Origin of the sequence: Nocardioides okcheonensis (genome assembly GCF_020991065.1) — a bacterium.
Classification (GTDB): Bacteria; Actinomycetota; Actinomycetes; order Propionibacteriales; family Nocardioidaceae; genus Nocardioides; species Nocardioides okcheonensis.
Genome location: NZ_CP087710.1, coordinates 2,548,297 through 2,566,397 on the forward strand (window position 1 = coordinate 2,548,297; position 18,101 = coordinate 2,566,397).

At 74.1% G+C, this 18,101-nt stretch carries 15 protein-coding genes; 9 read left to right on the top strand and 6 right to left on the bottom strand.

Translation table 11 applies throughout. From position 1 onward, the window contains the following. Positions 1 to 40 precede the first annotated feature (40 nt). A complete protein-coding gene (locus LN652_RS12340; protein WP_230440928.1) occupies positions 41 to 973 on the bottom strand; it encodes a hypothetical protein in 933 nt (310 codons plus the stop codon). Positions 974 to 1,010: 37 nt separating this feature from the next. On the opposite strand from LN652_RS12340, the gene LN652_RS12345 reads away from it, so the two are divergent. Continuing rightward, complete coding sequence (locus tag LN652_RS12345) at positions 1,011 to 1,709, top strand: pirin family protein (protein ID WP_230440929.1); 699 nt, start codon at positions 1,011 to 1,013, stop codon at positions 1,707 to 1,709. Between the two features lie 340 nt (positions 1,710 to 2,049). Here LN652_RS12345 and LN652_RS12350 read toward each other — a convergent pair whose 3' ends face one another. After that, positions 2,050 to 3,633: an FAD-binding oxidoreductase gene (locus LN652_RS12350; RefSeq protein WP_230440930.1), complete on the bottom strand. Its 1,584-nt coding sequence runs from the start codon at positions 3,631 to 3,633 to the stop codon at positions 2,050 to 2,052. Positions 3,634 to 3,650: 17 nt separating this feature from the next. Between LN652_RS12350 and LN652_RS12355 the strand changes: the two genes are divergently transcribed. Beyond that, complete coding sequence (locus LN652_RS12355; RefSeq protein ID WP_230440931.1) at positions 3,651 to 4,253, top strand: TetR/AcrR family transcriptional regulator; 603 nt, start codon at positions 3,651 to 3,653, stop codon at positions 4,251 to 4,253. Then, positions 4,253 to 5,794, top strand: a complete 1,542-nt coding sequence (locus tag LN652_RS12360; protein ID WP_230440932.1) for a glycerol-3-phosphate dehydrogenase/oxidase — start codon at positions 4,253 to 4,255, stop codon at positions 5,792 to 5,794. Before LN652_RS12355 ends, LN652_RS12360 begins: the two co-directional genes overlap by 1 nt. Positions 5,795 to 6,205: 411 nt before the next feature. Here LN652_RS12360 and glmS read toward each other — a convergent pair whose 3' ends face one another. Together glmS and LN652_RS12370 are read right to left on the bottom strand one after the other, a co-directional pair. Continuing rightward, the gene (gene glmS, locus LN652_RS12365; protein ID WP_230440933.1) at positions 6,206 to 8,029 is read right to left on the bottom strand and encodes a glutamine--fructose-6-phosphate transaminase (isomerizing); all 1,824 of its coding nucleotides are present in this window, start codon (positions 8,027 to 8,029) and stop codon (positions 6,206 to 6,208) included. Between the two features lie 9 nt (positions 8,030 to 8,038). Next, positions 8,039 to 8,299: a hypothetical protein gene (locus LN652_RS12370; protein ID WP_230440934.1), complete on the bottom strand. Its 261-nt coding sequence runs from the start codon at positions 8,297 to 8,299 to the stop codon at positions 8,039 to 8,041. A 247-nt stretch (positions 8,300 to 8,546) separates the two neighbouring features. Between LN652_RS12370 and LN652_RS21925 the strand changes: the two genes are divergently transcribed. From LN652_RS21925 to LN652_RS12380, 3 genes are all read left to right on the top strand, one after another. Then, on the top strand, positions 8,547 to 8,672 hold the full coding sequence (locus LN652_RS21925) for a hypothetical protein (protein WP_268932169.1): 126 nt from the start codon (positions 8,547 to 8,549) through the stop codon (positions 8,670 to 8,672). Between the two features lie 164 nt (positions 8,673 to 8,836). Beyond that, a complete protein-coding gene (locus LN652_RS12375; RefSeq protein ID WP_230440935.1) occupies positions 8,837 to 9,406 on the top strand; it encodes a YceI family protein in 570 nt (189 codons plus the stop codon). 193 nt (positions 9,407 to 9,599) lie between these two features. Continuing rightward, a complete protein-coding gene (locus LN652_RS12380) occupies positions 9,600 to 10,106 on the top strand; it encodes a DoxX family protein (protein ID WP_230440936.1) in 507 nt (168 codons plus the stop codon). Positions 10,107 to 10,272: 166 nt separating this feature from the next. Here LN652_RS12380 and LN652_RS12385 read toward each other — a convergent pair whose 3' ends face one another. Continuing rightward, complete coding sequence (locus LN652_RS12385; RefSeq protein ID WP_230440937.1) at positions 10,273 to 12,021, bottom strand: DEAD/DEAH box helicase; 1,749 nt, start codon at positions 12,019 to 12,021, stop codon at positions 10,273 to 10,275. A gap of 105 nt (positions 12,022 to 12,126) precedes the next feature. On the opposite strand from LN652_RS12385, the gene LN652_RS12390 reads away from it, so the two are divergent. The 3 genes from LN652_RS12390 (at position 12,127) to LN652_RS12400 (ending at position 14,978) form a co-directional block, all read left to right on the top strand. Beyond that, complete coding sequence (locus LN652_RS12390) at positions 12,127 to 13,083, top strand: GNAT family N-acetyltransferase (protein ID WP_230440938.1); 957 nt, start codon at positions 12,127 to 12,129, stop codon at positions 13,081 to 13,083. Positions 13,084 to 13,234: 151 nt separating this feature from the next. Further along, positions 13,235 to 14,059, top strand: coding sequence for a response regulator transcription factor (locus LN652_RS12395; RefSeq protein WP_230440939.1), 825 nt, complete (start codon positions 13,235 to 13,237; stop codon positions 14,057 to 14,059). Between the two features lie 145 nt (positions 14,060 to 14,204). Continuing rightward, a complete protein-coding gene (locus LN652_RS12400) occupies positions 14,205 to 14,978 on the top strand; it encodes a response regulator transcription factor (RefSeq protein ID WP_230440940.1) in 774 nt (257 codons plus the stop codon). Between the two features lie 3 nt (positions 14,979 to 14,981). Here the strand turns inward: LN652_RS12400 and LN652_RS12405 are convergent, their stop codons facing one another. Beyond that, positions 14,982 to 18,062 carry an FtsX-like permease family protein gene (locus LN652_RS12405; protein WP_230440941.1) on the bottom strand — a complete coding sequence of 1,027 codons (3,081 nt, stop codon included), beginning with the start codon at positions 18,060 to 18,062 and terminating at the stop codon, positions 14,982 to 14,984. Between the last annotated feature and the right edge of the window lie 39 nt (positions 18,063 to 18,101).

The following is an 18,101-nucleotide window of genomic DNA, read 5'->3' on the forward strand; positions in this document are numbered from 1 at the left end:
ACGCAGGCCCTGTACGCGGGATGGGGGAGGTCGTGCGCGCTCACGGGAGGGCCGGGACGAGCACGCCGGTGCCGACCAGGCTCCCGGCCTCCGTCTCGGCCCGCACGTCGACCCGCGCCGACCCGAGCCGGACGGCCGGGAGGACGTGCACGCCGGCGAAGCCGTCCACGGGGGCACCGTCCTCCTCGTACGACCTCAGTGGGGCGGCGCCGTCGAGGGTCACGGTCGCGGTGAGGGTGCCGGTCTCGCCCGGCACCGAGCCGACGACCCGCACGACCGGCCACACCTGGCCGACGGGCGCCCAGCCACCCGCGTCGGTCCACGGCAACCACGCCGCCTCGGCGACGCAGGTCGCGGCGAGCTTCGCCGGTCGACAGTCGAGCGACGTCCTCCCGAACGCGAACCCCTCGTAGAGACCGGCGGCCTGGGGCGGCACCTCGCGCTGCGCACCACCCGGGCTCACGGTCTGCACGACGCCGTCGAACGTGACCTCCAGCCCCAGCGCGGCGGGGTCGGGGACCGCGACCAGCGCCGACCCCTGGAGGGGCAGCGGGTCCGAGGCGAGCACGGCGTCGACGTCACCGGCGGTGAGCACCACCTCGGCGTCGGCGTCGGCGCCGAGGGCGGCGGGTCCCGCGGCCCCGGGCACGTCGAGCGCGGTCAGGTCGAGCTCCCACGCCACGACGACGAGCTCGGTCCCGTCCGGCGCCTCCAGGTCCGCCGCCTGCTGGCGCGCGCCCGCGACCTCGTCGGCGGCGCGGGAGGCCACGCGCAGCTCCCCCGACGGCACCCGCGCCGTCAGCGCGGGCTCCGGGTCGAGGTCCTCGACCGCCACCGGACGGTCGAGCGTGACGAGCTCGCCCGCGTCGACGCGCGTCTCGCCGGTCGGCTCCTCGGCGCCCGAGCACGCCCCCGCCGCCAGCACCAGCGCGACCGTGGCCGCGACCCGTCCCCCGTGCACCCCCGTGCCCATGTCCCGACCCTTCCACACGGCGCCCACAATGGGGCGCATGACCGCCGACGTCCGTGCCTCCGCGACGCGGCCGGCGTCGAGCGAGGACGGTCGGCTCACGCGGCACTCGTTCTCCTTCGGACCGCACTACGACCCCGCCAACCTCGGCTTCGGGCCCCTCGTCTCCCACAACGACGACCTGCTCGACCCCGGCGCCGGTTATCCCGACCACCCCCACACCGGGCTCGAGATCGTGACGTGGGTGCTCGAGGGCGCGCTCGTCCACACCGACTCCGCTCGTCCCGGCGCGAGCCACGTCCTGCCGGCCGGGCGGGCGCAGGTGCTGTCGGCCGGCACGGGCATCCGGCACAGCGAGGTCGCCGACCCGGCGTCGGGGCGCTGCCGGTTCGTCCAGGCGTGGCTGACGCCCACCGCGACCGGTGGCGCGCCGTCGTACGTCCTGGGCGAGGCCCCGGCGCCCGGCGAGGGGCTGGTGGAGGTGGTGGGTGGCGACGGCCTGCCGATCGGCACCGCGGGCGCGCGGCTGCTGGTCGCGCGGCTTGCTCCCGGCTCCTCCGTCGTGCTGCCCGACGACCCGACCCAGCACCTCTTCGCCGCCACCGGCGCGGTCACCCTCGACGGCCTGACCCTCGGCGCCGGCGACGCGGTCCGTCTCACCGACGAGCCCGGCCGCGCGGTCACCGCGACCGAGGCGACCGAGCTGCTGGTGTGGTCGTTCGCCGCCCTCGCTGGTTGAGGTTCGGGCGAAGCGTCCCGGCGCCCGAGCCCGCCCGTCCGTCGTCGGGCAGCTCCCGTAGCTTCGGTGGTCGAGGAGGTCGCGCAGCGACCGTCACGAGACCCCTCACCCCGAACGGACGACTGGGGTCAGGGGTCTCGTGACAGGACTTCGTCCTTCCTCGACCAGCGGATCGTCGGCCGCACCCCGGACGTAGTCCAGTGAGCGTTGGCTGCCGTGCCGCGGTAGTCCAGTGAGGGATGGCTGGCCGGAGGCCCCGGACACAGCCATCCCTCACTGGACTACCCGGGCTCGGCCGGGAGGCCCCGGACACAGCCATCCCCCACTGGACTACCCGGGCTCAGCCGACGAGCACCCCCGGGTTGAGGATCCCGGCGGGGTCGAGCTCGGCCTTGACCGCGCGCAGCACCCGGACGCCCACCTCGCCGACCTCCTGCGCGAGCCACGGCAGGTGGTCGGTGCCGACGGCGTGGTGGTGGGTGATGGTGGCCCCGGCGGCGATGATCGCGTCGCTGGCCGCCGCCTTCGCGGCCGCCCACTGCCCGAGCGCGTCGTCGTCCTGGCGCGCGGCGACGGTGAAGTAGAGCGAGCAGCCGGTCTCGTAGACGTGCGAGACGTGGCACAGCACGAGCGAGCCCTCGCCCAGCGAGCCGCGCAGCGCGGCGCGGACCTCGGCGTGCAGCCGCTCGCGGTTCGACCAGAAGGTCGCGGTCTCCATGGTCTCGACGAGCACGCCGTGGTCGAGCAGCGCGTCGCGGAGGTACGGCGCGTGGAACCGGCCGTGCGACCACCGCTCCCCCGGCTCGGTGCCGAGCGGCGTGCCGCCGAGCGCCTCGAGCCGGGCGGTGACCGCGGCCCGACGGGTGGCGACCTGCTCGGCGGTGCCCTCGTAGCCGGTGACCATCAGGCAACCCGGGTCGTCGGCGCCGCCGATGGAGGAGGGGTCGGCGAGGTTGATCGCGGTCTCGTCCTCGTCGGAGAGCCGCAGCACCGTCGGCAGCAGCCCCTCCTGGGCGAGGACCCGCATCGCGTCGGAGCCGGCGCCGAACGACGCCCAGCGCCACCCCTCGTACGCCGTCACCTCCGGCGCGCGGCGGACCCGGACCGTCACCGAGGTGATCACGCCGAAGGCGCCCTCGGAGCCCAGCAGGAGCTGGCGGAGGTCGGGTCCGGCTGCGGTGGCCGGCGCCGAGCCGAGGTCGAGCGAGCCGGTCGGCGTCGCGGCGGTGAGGCCGACGACCATCGCGTCGAAGCGGCCGTGGCCGGCGCTCGACTGGCCGCTGGACCGGGTCGCGGCGAAGCCGCCGATCGAGGCGTGCTCCCACGACTGCGGGAAGTGGCCGAGGGTCAGGCCGTGCGCGGCGAGCAGCGCCTCGGCCTCGGGCCCCCGGAGCCCGGGCTGGAGCGTGGCGGTCATCGACACCTCGTCGACCGCGAGCAGCCGCTTCATCCGGAGCAGGTCGAGGCTGACCAGCCCGGCGAAGCCGTCGCGTCGCGCGGCGAGGCCGCCGGTCACGCAGGTGCCCCCGCCGAACGGCACGACCGCGACCCGGTGCTCGGTGGCCCACGCCAGGACGGCGACGACGTCGTCGTGACCGCCGGGCCGGACCACGGCGTCGGGGGCGTCGGACAGGTCGCCGGCGCGGGCACGGAGCAGGTCCGGGGTGGACTTGCCGCGGGTGCGCAGCGCGCGGGTGGCGTCGTCGGTGAGCACGTGCTCCGCGCCGACCAGGCTGCGGAGGTCCGAGAGCAGGTCGTCGGCCAGGGCTCCCGGCGGGGGCACCGCGCCGTCGACCGCGGGCCGCTCCTGGCGGCCGAACGCGAGCTCCACCAGGCCCCTCGCCGACTCGGGCAGGTCGGCCGCGGCCGCGGGGTCCCCCCAGCGCTGCGGGTGCATCTCGACGGTCGGCGTCTCGGGCGTCATGCGTTACAGTGTGACACATGTCGTCACTTCGTCACACCGAGTCCGGTCCCCGCGACCCGCGGATCGACGGCTACCTCGACGCCGCCCGCGACTGCATCCTCGACGTCGGCTGGCGCCGCACCACGCTCACCGAGGTCGCCCGTCGCGCGGGCGTCTCCCGGATGACGATGTATCGCACCTGGCCCGACATGGGCTCGCTGCTCGGCGACCTGATGACCCGCGAGTGGGTCGGCGTCGCCGCCGCGACGCGGGTCGCCGCGAAGGACACCAGCACGCCCGCGGGCATCGCCCGGGCGGCGCTGTCGACCGTGCGCGCGCTGCGCGACAACGAGCTCTTCGTCCGGATCGTCGAGCTCGACCCCGACCTGATGCTGCCCTACCTCCTCGCCCGGCGCGGACGCTCGCAGGAGGCCCTGATCGAGATCCTCGCGGCCGAGGTCGCGAGCGGGCAGGCCGCGGGGACGATCCGCTCCGGCGACCCGGTGCTGCTGGCCCGGAGCCTGCTGCTGGCCGGGCACGGCTTCGTGTTCTCCGCGCTCACCATGGTCGACGGGGAGATCGGGCTCGAGGACCTCGACGCCGAGCTGGTCCACCTCGTCACCCGGACCCTGGCGCCCTGATGGAGCGCCGGATCACCCCCGGCCTCGCCGGCGTCCCCGACGCAGTCGACGTGGTCGTGGTGGGCCTGGGCATCACCGGCGCCGGCGTGGCGCTCGACGCGGCCACCCGAGGCCTGACCGTGCTGGCGGTCGACGCCCACGACCTCGCCTTCGGCACCTCGCGCTGGTCCTCCAAGCTGGTCCACGGCGGGCTGCGCTACCTCGCCCAGGGCCGGCTCGCGATCGCCCACGAGAGCGCCGTCGAGCGCGGCATCCTGATGGGCGTGACGGCCCCGCACCTCGTCCACGCGCTGCCGATGCTGACCCCGCTCACCGACGCGGTCCCGCCCGCGAAGGCGGCCCTGACCTGGGGCGGCCTGCACGCCGGCGACCTGCTGCGCCGCACCGCCCACACCACCGCTCGTACGCTCCCGCGACCGCGCCGGCTCAACACCACCGAGACCCTCAGCCTCGCGCCGTCGCTGCGCCCCGACGGGCTGCGCGGCGGGCTGCTGGCCTGGGACGGGCAGCTCGAGGACGACGCCCGCCTGGTCACCACCGTCGCCCGCACCGCGGCGGCCCACGGCGCCCACGTCCGGACCCGGGCGCGGGTCACGGCCGCCACCGGCACGGGCGTACGGCTCCGTGACGAGCTCACCGGCGAGGTGCACGAGGTCCGCGCGCGGGCCGTCGTCAACGCGACCGGCGTCTGGGCCGGCGGCCTCGACGAGCAGGTGCGGCTGCGCCCGAGCCGAGGCACCCACCTGGTCCTGCGCGCCTCCGCACTGCCGCACACGCGGGTCGCGGTGATGGTGCCGATCCCGGGCACCACCGCGCGGTTCGCGATGGTGCTGCCGCAACCGGACGGCACCACGTACGTCGGGCTGACCGACGAGCCGGTCACCGGTCCGGTGCCCGACGTCCCCGTGCCGAGCGAGGCCGAGGTGGACTTCCTCCTCGACGTGGTGGGGTCCGCCCTCGCGGTCCCGCCGACCCGCGGCGACGTGGTCGGCGCCTTCGCCGGCCTGCGCCCCCTCCTCGAGGTCGCCGGGACGGACGCGACGGCCGACCTGTCGCGCCGGCACGCGATCCTCGTCTCCTCCACCGGCCTCACGACCGTCGTCGGCGGCAAGCTCACGACCTACCGCCGGATGGCCGAGGACGTCCTCGACCACGTCGTCGACCGCGGCCTGCTCGAGGCCGGCCCGTGCGTCACCGCGACCCTGCCCCTCGCCGGTGCGGCTCCGGCCGCCGGGCTGCGGGCGCTCGGGGCACCGCCGCGACTGGTGCGCCGGTTCGGGACGGACGCCGACCTGGCCCTGTCAACGGCCCGCGCGGTGACCGGGCTGCCCGACGACGAGCTGATCGCCCCGGTGTCGGCCACCGTGCCGGTGACCCTGGCCGAGCTCGTCTTCGCCGTCACCCACGAGGGCGCCCACGACGTCGACGACCTGCTCGACCGGCGTACGCGCGTGGGCCTCGTCGAGGCTGACCGCGCCGCCGCGGAGCCGCTGGCCCGGCGGGCCTTGGCGCTCGCCCGCCACGCGTTCCGCACCCTGTGACCGGGACGACGCCATTTTCACTCGGTCTTTCCCGCGATCCCCGGACAGGACGCGGGGCAGGATGGGAAAGTTCTCGCGGCGCGTCCCTTGCCGACCCCATGCGGCAAGGGGCGCCCAGTCCATTTCGGATGGCTCGCTCCGCTCGCAGTGTCGCGGCGCTCGTAACCCGCTCGTTCGTCGTCCTCCAGTCGCCCGTCCGGGGTGCCGGGTCTCGTGACGGTCGCTGCACGACCTCCTCGACCAGCGGAGCACCGGGCGGCTCGCCCGCGCTGGTCGAGGAAGGACGAAGTCCTGTCACGAGACCCCCGCGGGGCATCAGCAGGCTGACCACGGGGGTGTTCCGTCCCCAGGCGTGCCCAGGAGTGCAGGAGGAGGGCTGCGAGCGGAGCGAGCCATCCAACACAGCGCCCCTCACTCCACGGTGACCGACTTGGCCAGGTTGCGCGGCTTGTCGATGTCGTGACCGAGGTGCTGGGCCGCGTGGTAGGCCAGCAGCTGCAGCGGGATGGTGAGCAGGATCGGGTCGAGCTCCGGCTCGTTGCGCGGGACGACGATCCGGCGGGCGCCGACCTCGCCGAGGTCGACCTCCTCGTGCGTCACCACGACCAGCGGCCCCTGCCGCGCGGCGATCTCGTGGAGCGCGCCGACGTTGCGCTCGGTGAGCTCGTCGTGCGGCACCACCGCGACCGTCGGCACGTCCGGCTCGATCAGCGCGAGCGGGCCGTGCTTGAGCTCGGAGGTCTGGTAGGCCTCGGCGTGGCAGTAGCTGATCTCCTTGAACTTCTGGGCGCCCTCGCGCGCGACCGGGAAGCCGCGCACCCGGCCGATGAAGAACAGGCTGCGCGCCTCGGCCAGCGACCGGGCGACCTCGACGAGGTCCTCCTCCCCCGCCAGCACCTCCTCGATCTGCGCGGGCAGCCGCTCGAGACCGGCGACCAGCCGCTTGCCGTCGGCGATGGACAGGTCGCGCACCCGCCCGAGCTGGAGCGCCAGCAGCGCGAAGCCGAGGAACATGTTCGTCAGCGCCTTGGTGCTGGCGACGGCGACCTCCGGGCCGGCGTGGAGGTAGATGCCGCCGTCGCACTCGCGCGCGATCGCCGAGCCCACGACGTTGACCAGTCCGACGCAGCGCCCGCCCTTGCGGCGCACCTCCTGCACCGCGAGCAGCGTGTCGATGGTCTCGCCGGACTGGCTCACCGCGACGTAGAGGGTGTCCGGCTCGATGACCGGGTCGCGGTAGCGGAACTCGCTCGCCGCCTCGGCGTCGGCGGGGATGCGCGCCAGCTCCTCGATGAGCGCCGCGCCCATCTGGCCGACGTAGTAGGCCGAGCCGCAGCCCAGCACCTTCACCCGCCGGACGGCCCGCAGGTCGCGGGCGTCCATGTCGAGCCCGCCGAGGTGGGCGGTGCCGAAGCGCTCGTCGAGCCGGCCGCGCAGCGCGGCCTGGGCGGTGGTGGGCTGCTCGAGGATCTCCTTGCGCATGTACGACTCGTGCTCCCCGGCGTCGTACGCCGACGCGTCGACGTCGACCTCGCTGGCCGTCTTGCCGGTCGCGGCGAGGTCGCTGTGCCGCATGGTCGTGAAGCCCGCCGCGGTGACGGTCGCCATCTCGCCGTCGTCGAGCACCGCGACGGTGGTGGTGTGCCGCACGATCGCGGCGAGGTCGGAGGCGACGTACATCTCCTTGTCGCCGACGCCGACCACCAGCGGGCTGCCGTTGCGGGCCACCACGATCCGGTCGGGGAAGTCGGCGTGCAGCACCGCGAGGCCGTAGGTCCCGACGACCGCGCCGAGCGCGTCGCGGACCTTGCCCTCGAGGGTGTCGGCCCCGCTGCGCGCGACCAGGTGCGCGAGCACCTCGGTGTCGGTGTCGCTGGCGAGCGTGACGCCGGCGTCGGTGAGCTCGGCGCGCAGCGTCGCCGAGTTGTCGATGATGCCGTTGTGGACGACCGCGACCCGGCCGAGCTCGTCGGTGTGCGGGTGGGCGTTGACGTCGGTGGCCGGGCCGTGGGTCGCCCAGCGGGTGTGGCCGACGCCGGTCGTGCCGGCGAACCGCTTCGGCAGGGCCGCGTCGAGGTCGCGGACCCGGCCGGCGCGCTTGGCCACCCGGAGACCACGGGCACCGAGGACGGCCACGCCCGCCGAGTCGTAGCCGCGGTGCTCGAGCCGGGTCAGTCCCTCCAGCACGACCGGGGCCGCGTCCTGGCGACCGATGTATCCGACGATTCCGCACATGCTGGGTTCCTATCCGTAGACGATGCGGCGCAGCTGCCGCTCGGAGAGCTCGGGTGCCGCGACCACGCGGGTGCGCAGCTCCTCGGCGATGCGCGCGAAGATCTCGGGGTTCTTCGCGCCGTAGGTCTTGAGGTGGGCGTGCCGGTCCCGGACGTAGTCCTCCACGCTCTGGGAGTGGAAGGCGATGACGTCGTCGACCACGCGCGCCGCCTCGCCGGGCGTGAGGGAGGTGGTGGCCACGACGTGGGCGACGAGGGCGGGGTCCGGCACCCGCAGATCATGCGGGCGCGGACGGCCCACCGGCAACTTCCTGCCCGAATTCGGGCAGGAATCCGTGTCTTTCCGTCCTCGGGGCGTCGGCGGGCGCACACCATCCGCCCCAGGTGGAGGAGCAGTGGCCCGTTCGGGCCACTGGGCGCCGCCAGGTGGGGCATCTGGTCCCGCCTTCAGCGAAAAGGTGGTGCACGAGTGAAGGGGTGCTACTCTTGGTGAACAGCAGGTGAACGGGAGGTGTCACATGAGCAAGCGCGAGATGACCGGGGCTCCGGTCTGCACCTGGGTGGCGGTGACCGACGCGTCGGGCCGCACCCACATGGAAGCGCGCTGGACGGTCGTGTCGGCCGCGCAGGTCGCAGCCGCCTGACCCGTCCCACGCCACACGAGCCACGTCCCCGCACGGAGGCGTGGCTCGTCGCCGTCCCCGGGGTCGCGGAAATCCCTTCCTCGCGTCGGGAATCAACCAGGGGCGTTGCCCGTTAGGGTGGTTGAAGTTTCACCAACCACCGTCTTCCACCGCAGGAGCACCCCATGTCCAGCTCGTTCGACGCCCCCACCACCGCCCTCGACGACACCACCGGCGACTACACGCTCGACGTGAGCCACAGCCGCCTCGGCTTCGTCGCCCGCCACGCCATGGTCACCAAGGTGCGCGGCCAGTTCGGCGCCTTCGAGGGCACCGCCCACATCGACGAGGCCAACCCCGCCGCCTCGAAGGTCGACCTCACCATCCAGGTCGCCTCCGTCGAGACCGGCAGCGCCGACCGCGACGGCCACCTCAAGTCCGGCGACTTCTTCGACGTCGAGACCTACCCCACCATGACCTTCACCTCCACCGACGTCTCGCGCGACGGCTCGGACTGGACCATCACCGGCGACCTGACCATCAAGGACGTCACCAAGCCCGTCACGATCGAGTTCGAGCAGACCGGCTCCGCCAAGGACCCCTTCGGCAACCTGCGCGTCGGCTTCGAGGGCGAGACCACCATCAACCGCAAGGACTGGGGCCTCACCTGGAACGCCGCGCTCGAGACCGGCGGCGTGCTCGTCTCGGAGAAGATCAAGCTCGAGTTCGACGTCTCGGCGATCCAGAACGCCTGATCCTCCCGCGCGGAGCCGCCGAGCCAGCGCTCCGCCCCGCGTCCGCCGAGCCGGCGCGCGTGTCCCTCCCCGTGGACACGCGCGCCGGCTCGCTGGCATGCGGTGGGACGTGCGCGCCGACTCGCTCTCAGAAAGCTCTCACCTGGCGCACCTACGGTGGTTGCTTCGTCAACCATCTCTCGGAGGTACGACCATGAGCACCCGCTCGACCACTCCCACCAGCGCCCCCGCCAGCGCCCCCACCGGCGCCCCGGCCGGTGCCCCCGCCGCACGCCGTGCACTCGTCGACGTCGCGCTCCTCGTCGGCCGGCTGGCCCTCGGCGGCGTGATGATCGCCCACGGCCTGCAGAAGCTCGACCAGGGCGGGCTCGCCGGCACCGCCGACGGCTTCGCCGCGATGGGCATCCCGGCGCCCACCGCCGCAGCGGCGTTCGCGCTCGCCGTCGAGCTCGGTGGGGGCGTGCTCCTGCTGCTGGGCGCGCTCACCCCGGTGGTGGGCGTGCTGTGGGCGCTCAACATGGCCGGCGCGTGGTGGTTCGTGCACCGTGACGCGTTCTTCGCCTCCGACGGCGGCTACGAGCTGGTGATGGCTCTCGCCGTCCTCGGCCTCGTGCTGGCCGCCACCGGCGCCGGTCGGCTGTCGGTCGACGCGCTCGTCGCCCGTCGGCGGCGTACCGACCGGGCGGCCGTCCCCGCCTGAGCCTGCTGCCGGCGGCGTACCGACCGGGCGGCCGTCCCCGCCTGAGCCTGCTGCCGGCTTCGCACCCGGAGCTCGTGCTGTGCACCCGGGATCTCGGGTGCACAGCACGAGAGTCCCCGGATATCCGGGGACTCTCGAGGCAGGACGGGACAGGTGCCCGCCAAGGTCAGTCTCGCGGGCGCTTGCCCTGGTAGCCGCCGCCGCCCTTGCGGTGGCCGCCGCCCGGACGCCCGCGGAACGGCCCGTTGTCGGGCTTGATCTCGATCAGCTTGCCCGAGATGCGGGTGCCGGCGAGGCGCTCGAGGGTGCCGGCGGGCAGCTCGGCGGGCAGCTCGACCACCGAGAAGTCCGGCTTGATCATGATGTGGCCGAAGTCGCCGCGCGACAGGCCGCCCTCGTTGGCCAGCGCGCCGACGATCTGGCGCGGCTCGACCTTGTGCCGCTTGCCGACCTCGATCCGGTACGCCGCCATCGGCTGGCCGCTGCGCGACTCGCGCGGCCCGCGCCCGGCCTTGCCGGCGTGGGTCGCGCGCTCCTCGAAGGAGCCCTGCCGCGGCTCGGGCTCGGGCTCGAGCAGCAGCGGCTGCTCGCCGTGCATCACCGCGGCCAGCGCGGCGGCGACGTCGACCTCGGCCACGTCGTGCTCGGCGACGTAGTGGGCCACCACGTCGCGGAAGAAGTCGATCCGCTCGGGCTGGGTCAGCGCCTCGGTGATCTGGTCGTCGAAGCGCGAGAGCCTCGTGGCGTTGACGTCGTCGACGGTCGGCAGCTGCATCTGCGTCAGCGGCTGGCGGGTGGCCTTCTCGATGGCGCGCAGCAGGTGGCGCTCGCGCGGGGTGACGAAGGCGATCGAGTCGCCTGTGCGGCCGGCGCGGCCGGTGCGGCCGATCCGGTGGACGTAGGACTCGGTGTCGGTGGGGATGTCGTAGTTGACGACGTGGCTGATCCGCTCGACGTCGAGGCCGCGCGCGGCGACGTCGGTGGCGACGAGGATGTCGAGCTTGCCGGCCTTGAGCTGGTTGACCGTGCGCTCGCGCTGCACCTGCGCGACGTCGCCGTTGATGGCCATCGCGGAGTAGCCGCGGGCGCGCAGCTTCTCGGCGAGCGTCTCGGTCTCGTTCTTGGTCCGGACGAAGACGATCATCCCCTCGAAGTTCTCGACCTCGAGGATCCGGGTGAGCGCGTCGACCTTCTGCGGGTAGGACACGATCAGGTAGCGCTGGGTGATCGTGGACGACGTCGTCGTCTTGTTCTTGACCGTGATCTCGACCGGGTCGGCGAGGTACTTCTTGGAGATCCGGCGGATCTGGGCCGGCATGGTGGCCGAGAAGAGGGCGACGTGCTTGTCGTCGGGGGTGTCGGCCAGGATCGTCTCGACGTCCTCGGCGAAGCCCATCTTCAGCATCTCGTCGGCCTCGTCGAGGACGAGGAAGCGCAGCTGGGAGAGGTCGAGCGTGCCCTTCTCGAGGTGGTCCATGATCCGGCCCGGGGTGCCGACGACGACCTCGACGCCGCGGCGCAGCGCGGACAGCTGGACGCCGTAGCCCTGGCCGCCGTAGATCGGCAGCACCCGCACGCCCTTCATGTGGGCGGCGTACTTCTCGAACGCCTCCGACACCTGGAGAGCGAGCTCGCGGGTGGGCGCGAGGACGAGCGCCTGCGGTGCGCGGCCCGACTTGCCCTGCTGCGAGTGGTCGAGCTGCGACAGGATCGGCAGCGCGAAGGCGGCCGTCTTGCCGGTGCCGGTCTGGGCGAGGCCGACCACGTGGCGGCCCGCGAGCAGCGGCGGGATGGTCAGGGCCTGGATCTGCGAGGGCGTCTCGTAGCCGACGTCGGCCAGCGCCTTGAGGACCTCCGGCGCGAGGCCGAGGTCGGAGAAGTTCTGTGCGGGCGCTGCGGGCTGGTCGTCACTCACCCGTCAACGGTAGGGCCTCGCGGGCGATCAGGACATTCCACGGCGGGCCTCCGGGGCCCGGATAAGCGGGCGACAACGCGTGACGTGAGGCAGCACACTCCTGCCATGCCCGCGAACCCGCCCACGCTGCCCGCCGGCCTCACCACCCGCCCGCTGCGCCTCGACGACGCCCGCGCGGTGTACGAGGTGATCGCCGCCCAGGAGCTCGCCGACACCGGCGAGGTGGCGATCGAGGAGGCCGACATCGTCGGCGACTGGGCGCGCCCGAGCCACGACCTCGCCGCGCGCTCGGTGGCCGTCCTCGACGGCGCCGCGATCGTCGGCTACGCCGAGCTGATGGGCGCGGACCGGGCGGACACCGCCGTGCTGCCGTCGCACCGCGGGCGCGGCATCGGGACCTGGCTCGCCCACTGGCTGCAGGAGCGCGCCCGCGCGCTCGGCTCGAGCGTCGTGGGCATGCCCGTCCCGCAGGGGTCGCCGGGCGACCGGCTGCTCGAGGCGCTCGGCTTCCGCGTCCGGTGGACCAGCTGGGTGCTCCGGCTGCCCGAGGGCGCCACCATCGCCGAGCGGCCGCTGCCGCCGGGCCACGTCGTACGCGCGGCGGAGCCCGACGAGCGACGCGCGGCGCACGCCGTGCTCGAGGACGCCTTCCTCGAGTGGTCCGAGCGCGAGCGCGAGAGCTTCGAGGACTTCGAGGCGGTCACCACCGGCCGGCCCGGGTTCGAGCCGTGGAACCTGCGGGTGGTGCTCGACCCCGACGGGGTGGTCGTCGGCGTCGCGGTGGTGCTCGTCTCCGACGACGGCCGCACCGGCTACGTCGACCGGCTCGCCGTGCGCCGCGACCGGCGCGGCGAGGGGCTGGCCCAGGCCCTGCTCGTCGACGCGTTCGCCCGCACCCGCGAGCACGGCACCACGACCTCCGAGCTCAGCACCGACTCGCGCACCGGGGCCCTCGGCCTCTACCGGCGTGTCGGCATGCAGGAGGTCAGCGTCTGGGTCAATCGCGCCGTCGACCTGGGCGCGACCAAGGAAAAAGCGGAATCTCTACCACACCTCCATTGAATCCGCGATAGTGGGTGGTCTAGACCTTGATCCCACGTATGACATTGATCTCCCGTGACGGGGAACGGTGCCCTTACCATTCGAACGACGCTTGTTCGGGAGGCGCGGCGGGACGTGGGGTCACCGCCCAGCAAAGGTGTGGGGGTTCGACATGCAGGATCTACATGCTCTGGTCGTCGAGGACGATCCGGACATCTCTTCAGCACTGGTGGAGACGCTCGAGGGCGCCGGTTTCCGGGTCAGCTCGGCGCCTGACGGACGTGCTGCCGTGGACATCGCGGCGGCCGATCCGCCCGACCTGGTGACGCTCGACCTCACCCTGCCGCACATGGACGGCATCGAGGTCTGCCGGCGCATCCGGGAGGCGAGCGACTGCTACATCGTCATCGTCTCCGCCCGCTCCGACGAGGTCGACAAGCTGATCGGCCTCGAGGTCGGGGCCGACGACTTCGTGCTCAAGCCGTTCTCGCCGCGCGAGCTGCGGGCCCGGGTCGCGGCGCTGTTCCGCCGCCCGCGCACGGCCTCCGCCGTCGAGGAGGCGCAGGCCCAGGCCCCGCGCGTCCCGGCGCCGTCGCAGCCGGCCGACGAGGCGACGACGATCGCGTGCGGCGCCGGCCTGGTGATCAACTCCGCGCGTCGCGAGGTGCAGGTCGACGGCACCATCGTCGAGCTGACCCGCATCGAGTACGACGTGCTGGAGTACCTCGCCACCCACCTGTCGCGGGTCTGCACCCGCGAGGAGATGGTGCTGGCGATCTGGAGCAGCGCCCTCACCCACGACCACCACCTCGTGGACGTGCACGTGGCCAACCTGCGCGGCAAGCTGCGCCGGCACTCCGACGCCACCTGGATCCACACCATCCGCGGCATCGGCTACCGGATGGACCGCGAGGGAGAGGGGCGCCGCACGGGCGGCGGCCCGTACCTCGTGGCGCGGTTCGACTCCGAGGACTGGGCCCGCGGGCTCGACTTCTGAGCCCGGACCCGATCTCTCGGCGCACCACCTCGCCGACCGCCGTGGGGGCGGACGACGAGCCGGCGAGACCCGTCTCCACGACGGGGCGCGTCGCCACTGGCAGCAGGCGAGCCTGCGGCCTACACTCGAGCTCAGGGGCAATTGAATGAACAACCAACGAACGGCAGTCGTCGTCGAGGACGACGGTGACGTCGGCGAGCTGATCTCCGGCCTGCTGGTGCAGGTCGGCTTCGAGGTCCACGTGGCGCGCACCGGCGTCGAGGCGCTCGCGGTCGTCCGCGACACCCGGCCCGACCTCGTCACGCTCGACATGTCGCTGCCCGACATCGACGGCGTCGAGGTCTGCCGGCAGATCCGGCTGCTGTCCGACTGCTACGTGATCGTGGTCAGCGCGCGCACCGGCGAGGTCGACCGGCTGGTCGGGCTCGAGGTCGGCGCCGACGACTACCTCGTCAAGCCGTTCTCCATGCGCGAGCTGCAGGCCCGCGTCGCGGCGCTGTTCCGACGCCCGCGCGCGACCACCACCGAGGCCGCCCCGGCGCACTCGGTGGCCGCCGCGGTCGCGCGTACGCCGCTCAGCGTGATCCGCGGCACCGTCACCGCCGACCCCGAGCTGGGCTGCGAGGACCTCGAGCTCAACCCCGACGCCCGCGAGGTGCGGGTGCGGGGCCGCGAGGTCGACCTCACCCGGACCGAGTTCGACCTGCTCGCCCACCTCGCCAGCAAGCCGGGCGTCGTGGTCGGCCGCGAGGACCTGCTCCGGGCCGTCTGGGCCACCGAGTTCGTCCCCGACAGCACCCACGTCGTCGACGTCCACCTGGCCAACCTGCGCCGCAAGCTGCGCCGCGGGGCCGCCGACCACGAGTGGATCCGCACGATCCGCGGGGTGGGCTTCCGGTTCGACCCCTGCTGCGGCTGAGGCTCAGCGCGCCGACTCGCGCAGCGTCGCCCCGCGTGCCCCGCGCACGGTCATCGACGCGCTGACCAGGGCGACGGCGCCGAAGACGGCGGCGGCGAGCAGCGCCAGCACGACCAGGCGCAGCGGGGAGATCGCGGCGACGAGCGCGGGCGTGGTGGAGGCGTCGGCGTAGCCCAGGGTGATCGTGCGCAGCACCACCCACTGCGCCAGCGACCCGGCCAGGATGCCCGCGAGCGCCGCGCTGCCGAGGACCACCCCGAGCTCGCGCACCACGGCCACCATCACCGAGCCACGCGGCACACCGACCACCCGCAGCGCCGCGGCGTCGCGCCGGCGGGCGGGCAGCTGGACGGCCGCGCTGACGAACAGCCCGGCCAGCGCCATCAGCACGACCAGCGCGGCGACCACGGCGTAGAGCCGCAGCGCGAGGGCGTACGCGCTCTGGTCGAGCACGCGGCGTTCCTGGGCCAGCGTGGTGCCGACCGTGAGCCCGGCCTCGGAGAGCTGCCGGGTGATCGAGGACGGGGTGCCGTCGCGGGCCAGGACGTGGGTCGTGATCAGCGAGTCGGAGACCTTGCGGTCGGTGATGAAGGAGGAGTAGTCGATCAGCAGGCCGGAGGGCCCGGTGAACGGCATGCCCTCGACCGCGCCGATGCCGCCGATGGGGTCGACGGGGAGGAACCCGAAGTCCTGGTTGAGCTTCTGCACCGCGTCGGCCTCGACGCCGGGTCCGGCCAGGGTCGGCCGCCGGGGGTCGATGCCGCCGGAGGTGAGGCGCGCCATGCCGACCGAGCCGCCGGTGTCGACGTCCATCTCGAGCCCGCCGTCGACCTCGCGGAGGTCGGTGATCGAGGAGCGGACGGCGTCGTCCGGGGTGGGCCGCCACACCGCGCCGTCGATCGCGCTGGCCAGCGGCGCGCCGTCGACCGCGACCTCGACCACGCGCAGCGTGCCGGTCATGGCGGTGTTGGTGCCGGCGCCGCCGCCGAGGGTCATGCCCTCCAGCGGGCAGCCCTCGCGGCAGAACGGCACCTTCGCGGTGCGGGTGGTCTCCCCCGCGCGGAACGGTCCGAGGTAGACCTTCTGCGGCACGCCGGCCCGGGAGCCGAAGCGCACCTCGGCGGTCAGGCCGCCGTCGACCTCGGCCTCGTTGTCGATGGTGAGGCTGAGCCGGGTGCCGGAGAAGGTGGGGACGGTGCCGTCCGGCTCGATGTCGCGGACGACCTGGGCGACGTCGCGCCCGGGGGTCCAGGTCGGCGGCCAGGTCGCGACCCGCTCCAGGCGGCTGCTGTCGACGACCGAGAAGTTCGCGCCGGGGTAGGCGACGCTCGCGGCCGCCATGATCCACTCCCCCTCGGGGTCCAGGCTCCGGGTGAGCTCGACCGCGTCGGGCAGCGACAGCGTCGTCGACCACGTCGTGGTCGCGGGGGACGCCGTGGCGGCGACGCTGGTGCGCCAGGTGGCGGCGGAGTCGTAGACGCCCGCACCGAAGACCGCGACGGCGATGGCCGCGGTGATCGGCAGGATGACGAGCGTGCCCTCCTGGCGTCGCGAGATCGCCCGCCACGACACGAAGCCGCTCAGCGAGCGCCCGCGCGAGCGGCGCGTCCACCACGTCGCGAGCGCCGCCGCGGCGCGCGTGGCACCGAGACCGGCCACCACCGCGAGCAGGACCGGGAGGACCAGGTCGGTGGCGTCGGGCTCGCCGGGCGAACCGCCGGAGAGCTTGCTGACGAGGGTGGAGGCGGCCAGCGCCACGAGGGTGAGCTGGGCGACGACCGACCAGCGCCGGGCGGCGACCGGACGGCGTACGCCCGAGAGCTGGGAGGCCAGCGACTCGCGCACCACCAGGCCGACCGCCACGCACGCGACCACGAACGCTGCGACGAGCACGAGTCCGGCCGCGAGCCAGCTGGCGAGCGGGAGCGGCAGCGGGAGCCCGGGGACCAGCCAGCTCCGCACCAGCAGCACCGACATGCCGAGCCCCAGCGCGGCGCCGAGCGGGGCCGACACGAGCAGCAGCACGAGCGGCTCGGCGAGCCCGAGGCCCCACAGCCGCCGCGCGGTCACGCCGCGCAGCGACGCGAGCGCGAGCTCGGGGACCCTCAGCTCGCTGGCCGCGTTGAGCAGGCGCATCAGCAGGGCGAGCGCCACCAGCACGAGGGACAGCACCGCGGGCGCGATCGAGCTGCGGGCGGTGGACTGCTGGAAGCGCACCTCGTCGAGCACGCCGGTGAGGTCGTTGGTGTCGTCGGCGCGCAGCGTGCCGCCGTCGACCGGGATCGCGGCGTCGCTCGGCACCGCGGCGGCCGAGCGGGCCGCGACGTCGAGGTCGGCCGGCAGCAGGTCGGGCTCGACGTCGAGGCGGGTGTCGACCCGGACCGTCCAGTCGCCCGTCGCGGCGACCGTCTCGGGGGTGGTGATGAGGGGTCCCGGCGCGTACGGGCGGTAGCCGCCCTGGATGCTCGTCTGCTCGTTGGTGCTCGACAGCCGACCGGGGATCAGCCAGCCGTCGTCGTCGGACGGCGTGTCGTAGGTGCCGACGACGACCACCTCGTCGAGGCCGGGTCGTGGCAGGCCGAGGTCCTGGACGCCGGGGGGCTCGTAGATCGGCAGCCGCAGCGGCTCCCCGATCTCGGCCCCGGTCTTCGCGAGGTCGCCGGTGAGCATCAGGACCTCGCCCTGCTTCTCCGGGCAGCGGCCCTCGACGTCGAGCGCGTCGCAGGCGTCGGCGCGCGCCCAGAAGGTCACGACGCCGCGCAGGGCGCTGAACCGCTCGGACTGCACGATCGTGACCGGGTCCTGCCACGGGCCCTCGGTGAGGCCGCGGGACGCCGCGACGGCGTCGGCCTCGGCGGTCGCGATGTCGGAGTCCTCGTCGGGCGTGAACACCCGGCTCAGGCCGGTGAGGCCGGCGGGCGTCTCCTGCAGGCGCGTGACGACGTAGGAGTTGGTGACCGCCTCGGAGAACACCGGGCCGAGCACGGCGGAGCCGATCGCGAGCGCGGTGAGCAGCACCGAGCCGGCGGACAGCAGCGCGCGCGCCCGGAGGCCGCGGACGATCGCACCGAAGAGCTGGGTCATCTCGGGGTCCCTACGGCGTTGTTCGGGGGAGCGGAGCGG

Excerpts from the sequence above, each read along its gene's own strand:
- LN652_RS21925 (WP_268932169.1), top strand. The coding sequence starts at position 8,547 with ATGAGCAAGCGCGAGATGACCGGGGCTCCGGTCTGCACCTGGGTGGCG.
- LN652_RS12345 (WP_230440929.1), top strand. The coding sequence starts at position 1,011 with ATGACCGCCGACGTCCGTGCCTCCGCGACGCGGCCGGCGTCGAGCGAG.
- LN652_RS12380 (WP_230440936.1), top strand. The coding sequence starts at position 9,600 with ATGAGCACCCGCTCGACCACTCCCACCAGCGCCCCCGCCAGCGCCCCC.
- LN652_RS12390 (WP_230440938.1), top strand. The coding sequence starts at position 12,127 with ATGCCCGCGAACCCGCCCACGCTGCCCGCCGGCCTCACCACCCGCCCG.
- LN652_RS12375 (WP_230440935.1), top strand. The coding sequence starts at position 8,837 with ATGTCCAGCTCGTTCGACGCCCCCACCACCGCCCTCGACGACACCACC.
- LN652_RS12355 (WP_230440931.1), top strand. The coding sequence starts at position 3,651 with ATGTCGTCACTTCGTCACACCGAGTCCGGTCCCCGCGACCCGCGGATC.
- LN652_RS12395 (WP_230440939.1), top strand. The coding sequence starts at position 13,235 with ATGCAGGATCTACATGCTCTGGTCGTCGAGGACGATCCGGACATCTCT.
- LN652_RS12340 (WP_230440928.1), bottom strand. The coding sequence starts at position 973 with ATGGGCACGGGGGTGCACGGGGGACGGGTCGCGGCCACGGTCGCGCTG.
- glmS (WP_230440933.1), bottom strand. The coding sequence starts at position 8,029 with ATGTGCGGAATCGTCGGATACATCGGTCGCCAGGACGCGGCCCCGGTC.
- LN652_RS12405 (WP_230440941.1), bottom strand. The coding sequence starts at position 18,062 with ATGACCCAGCTCTTCGGTGCGATCGTCCGCGGCCTCCGGGCGCGCGCG.
- LN652_RS12360 (WP_230440932.1), top strand. The coding sequence starts at position 4,253 with ATGGAGCGCCGGATCACCCCCGGCCTCGCCGGCGTCCCCGACGCAGTC.
- LN652_RS12350 (WP_230440930.1), bottom strand. The coding sequence starts at position 3,633 with ATGACGCCCGAGACGCCGACCGTCGAGATGCACCCGCAGCGCTGGGGG.
- LN652_RS12400 (WP_230440940.1), top strand. The coding sequence starts at position 14,205 with ATGAACAACCAACGAACGGCAGTCGTCGTCGAGGACGACGGTGACGTC.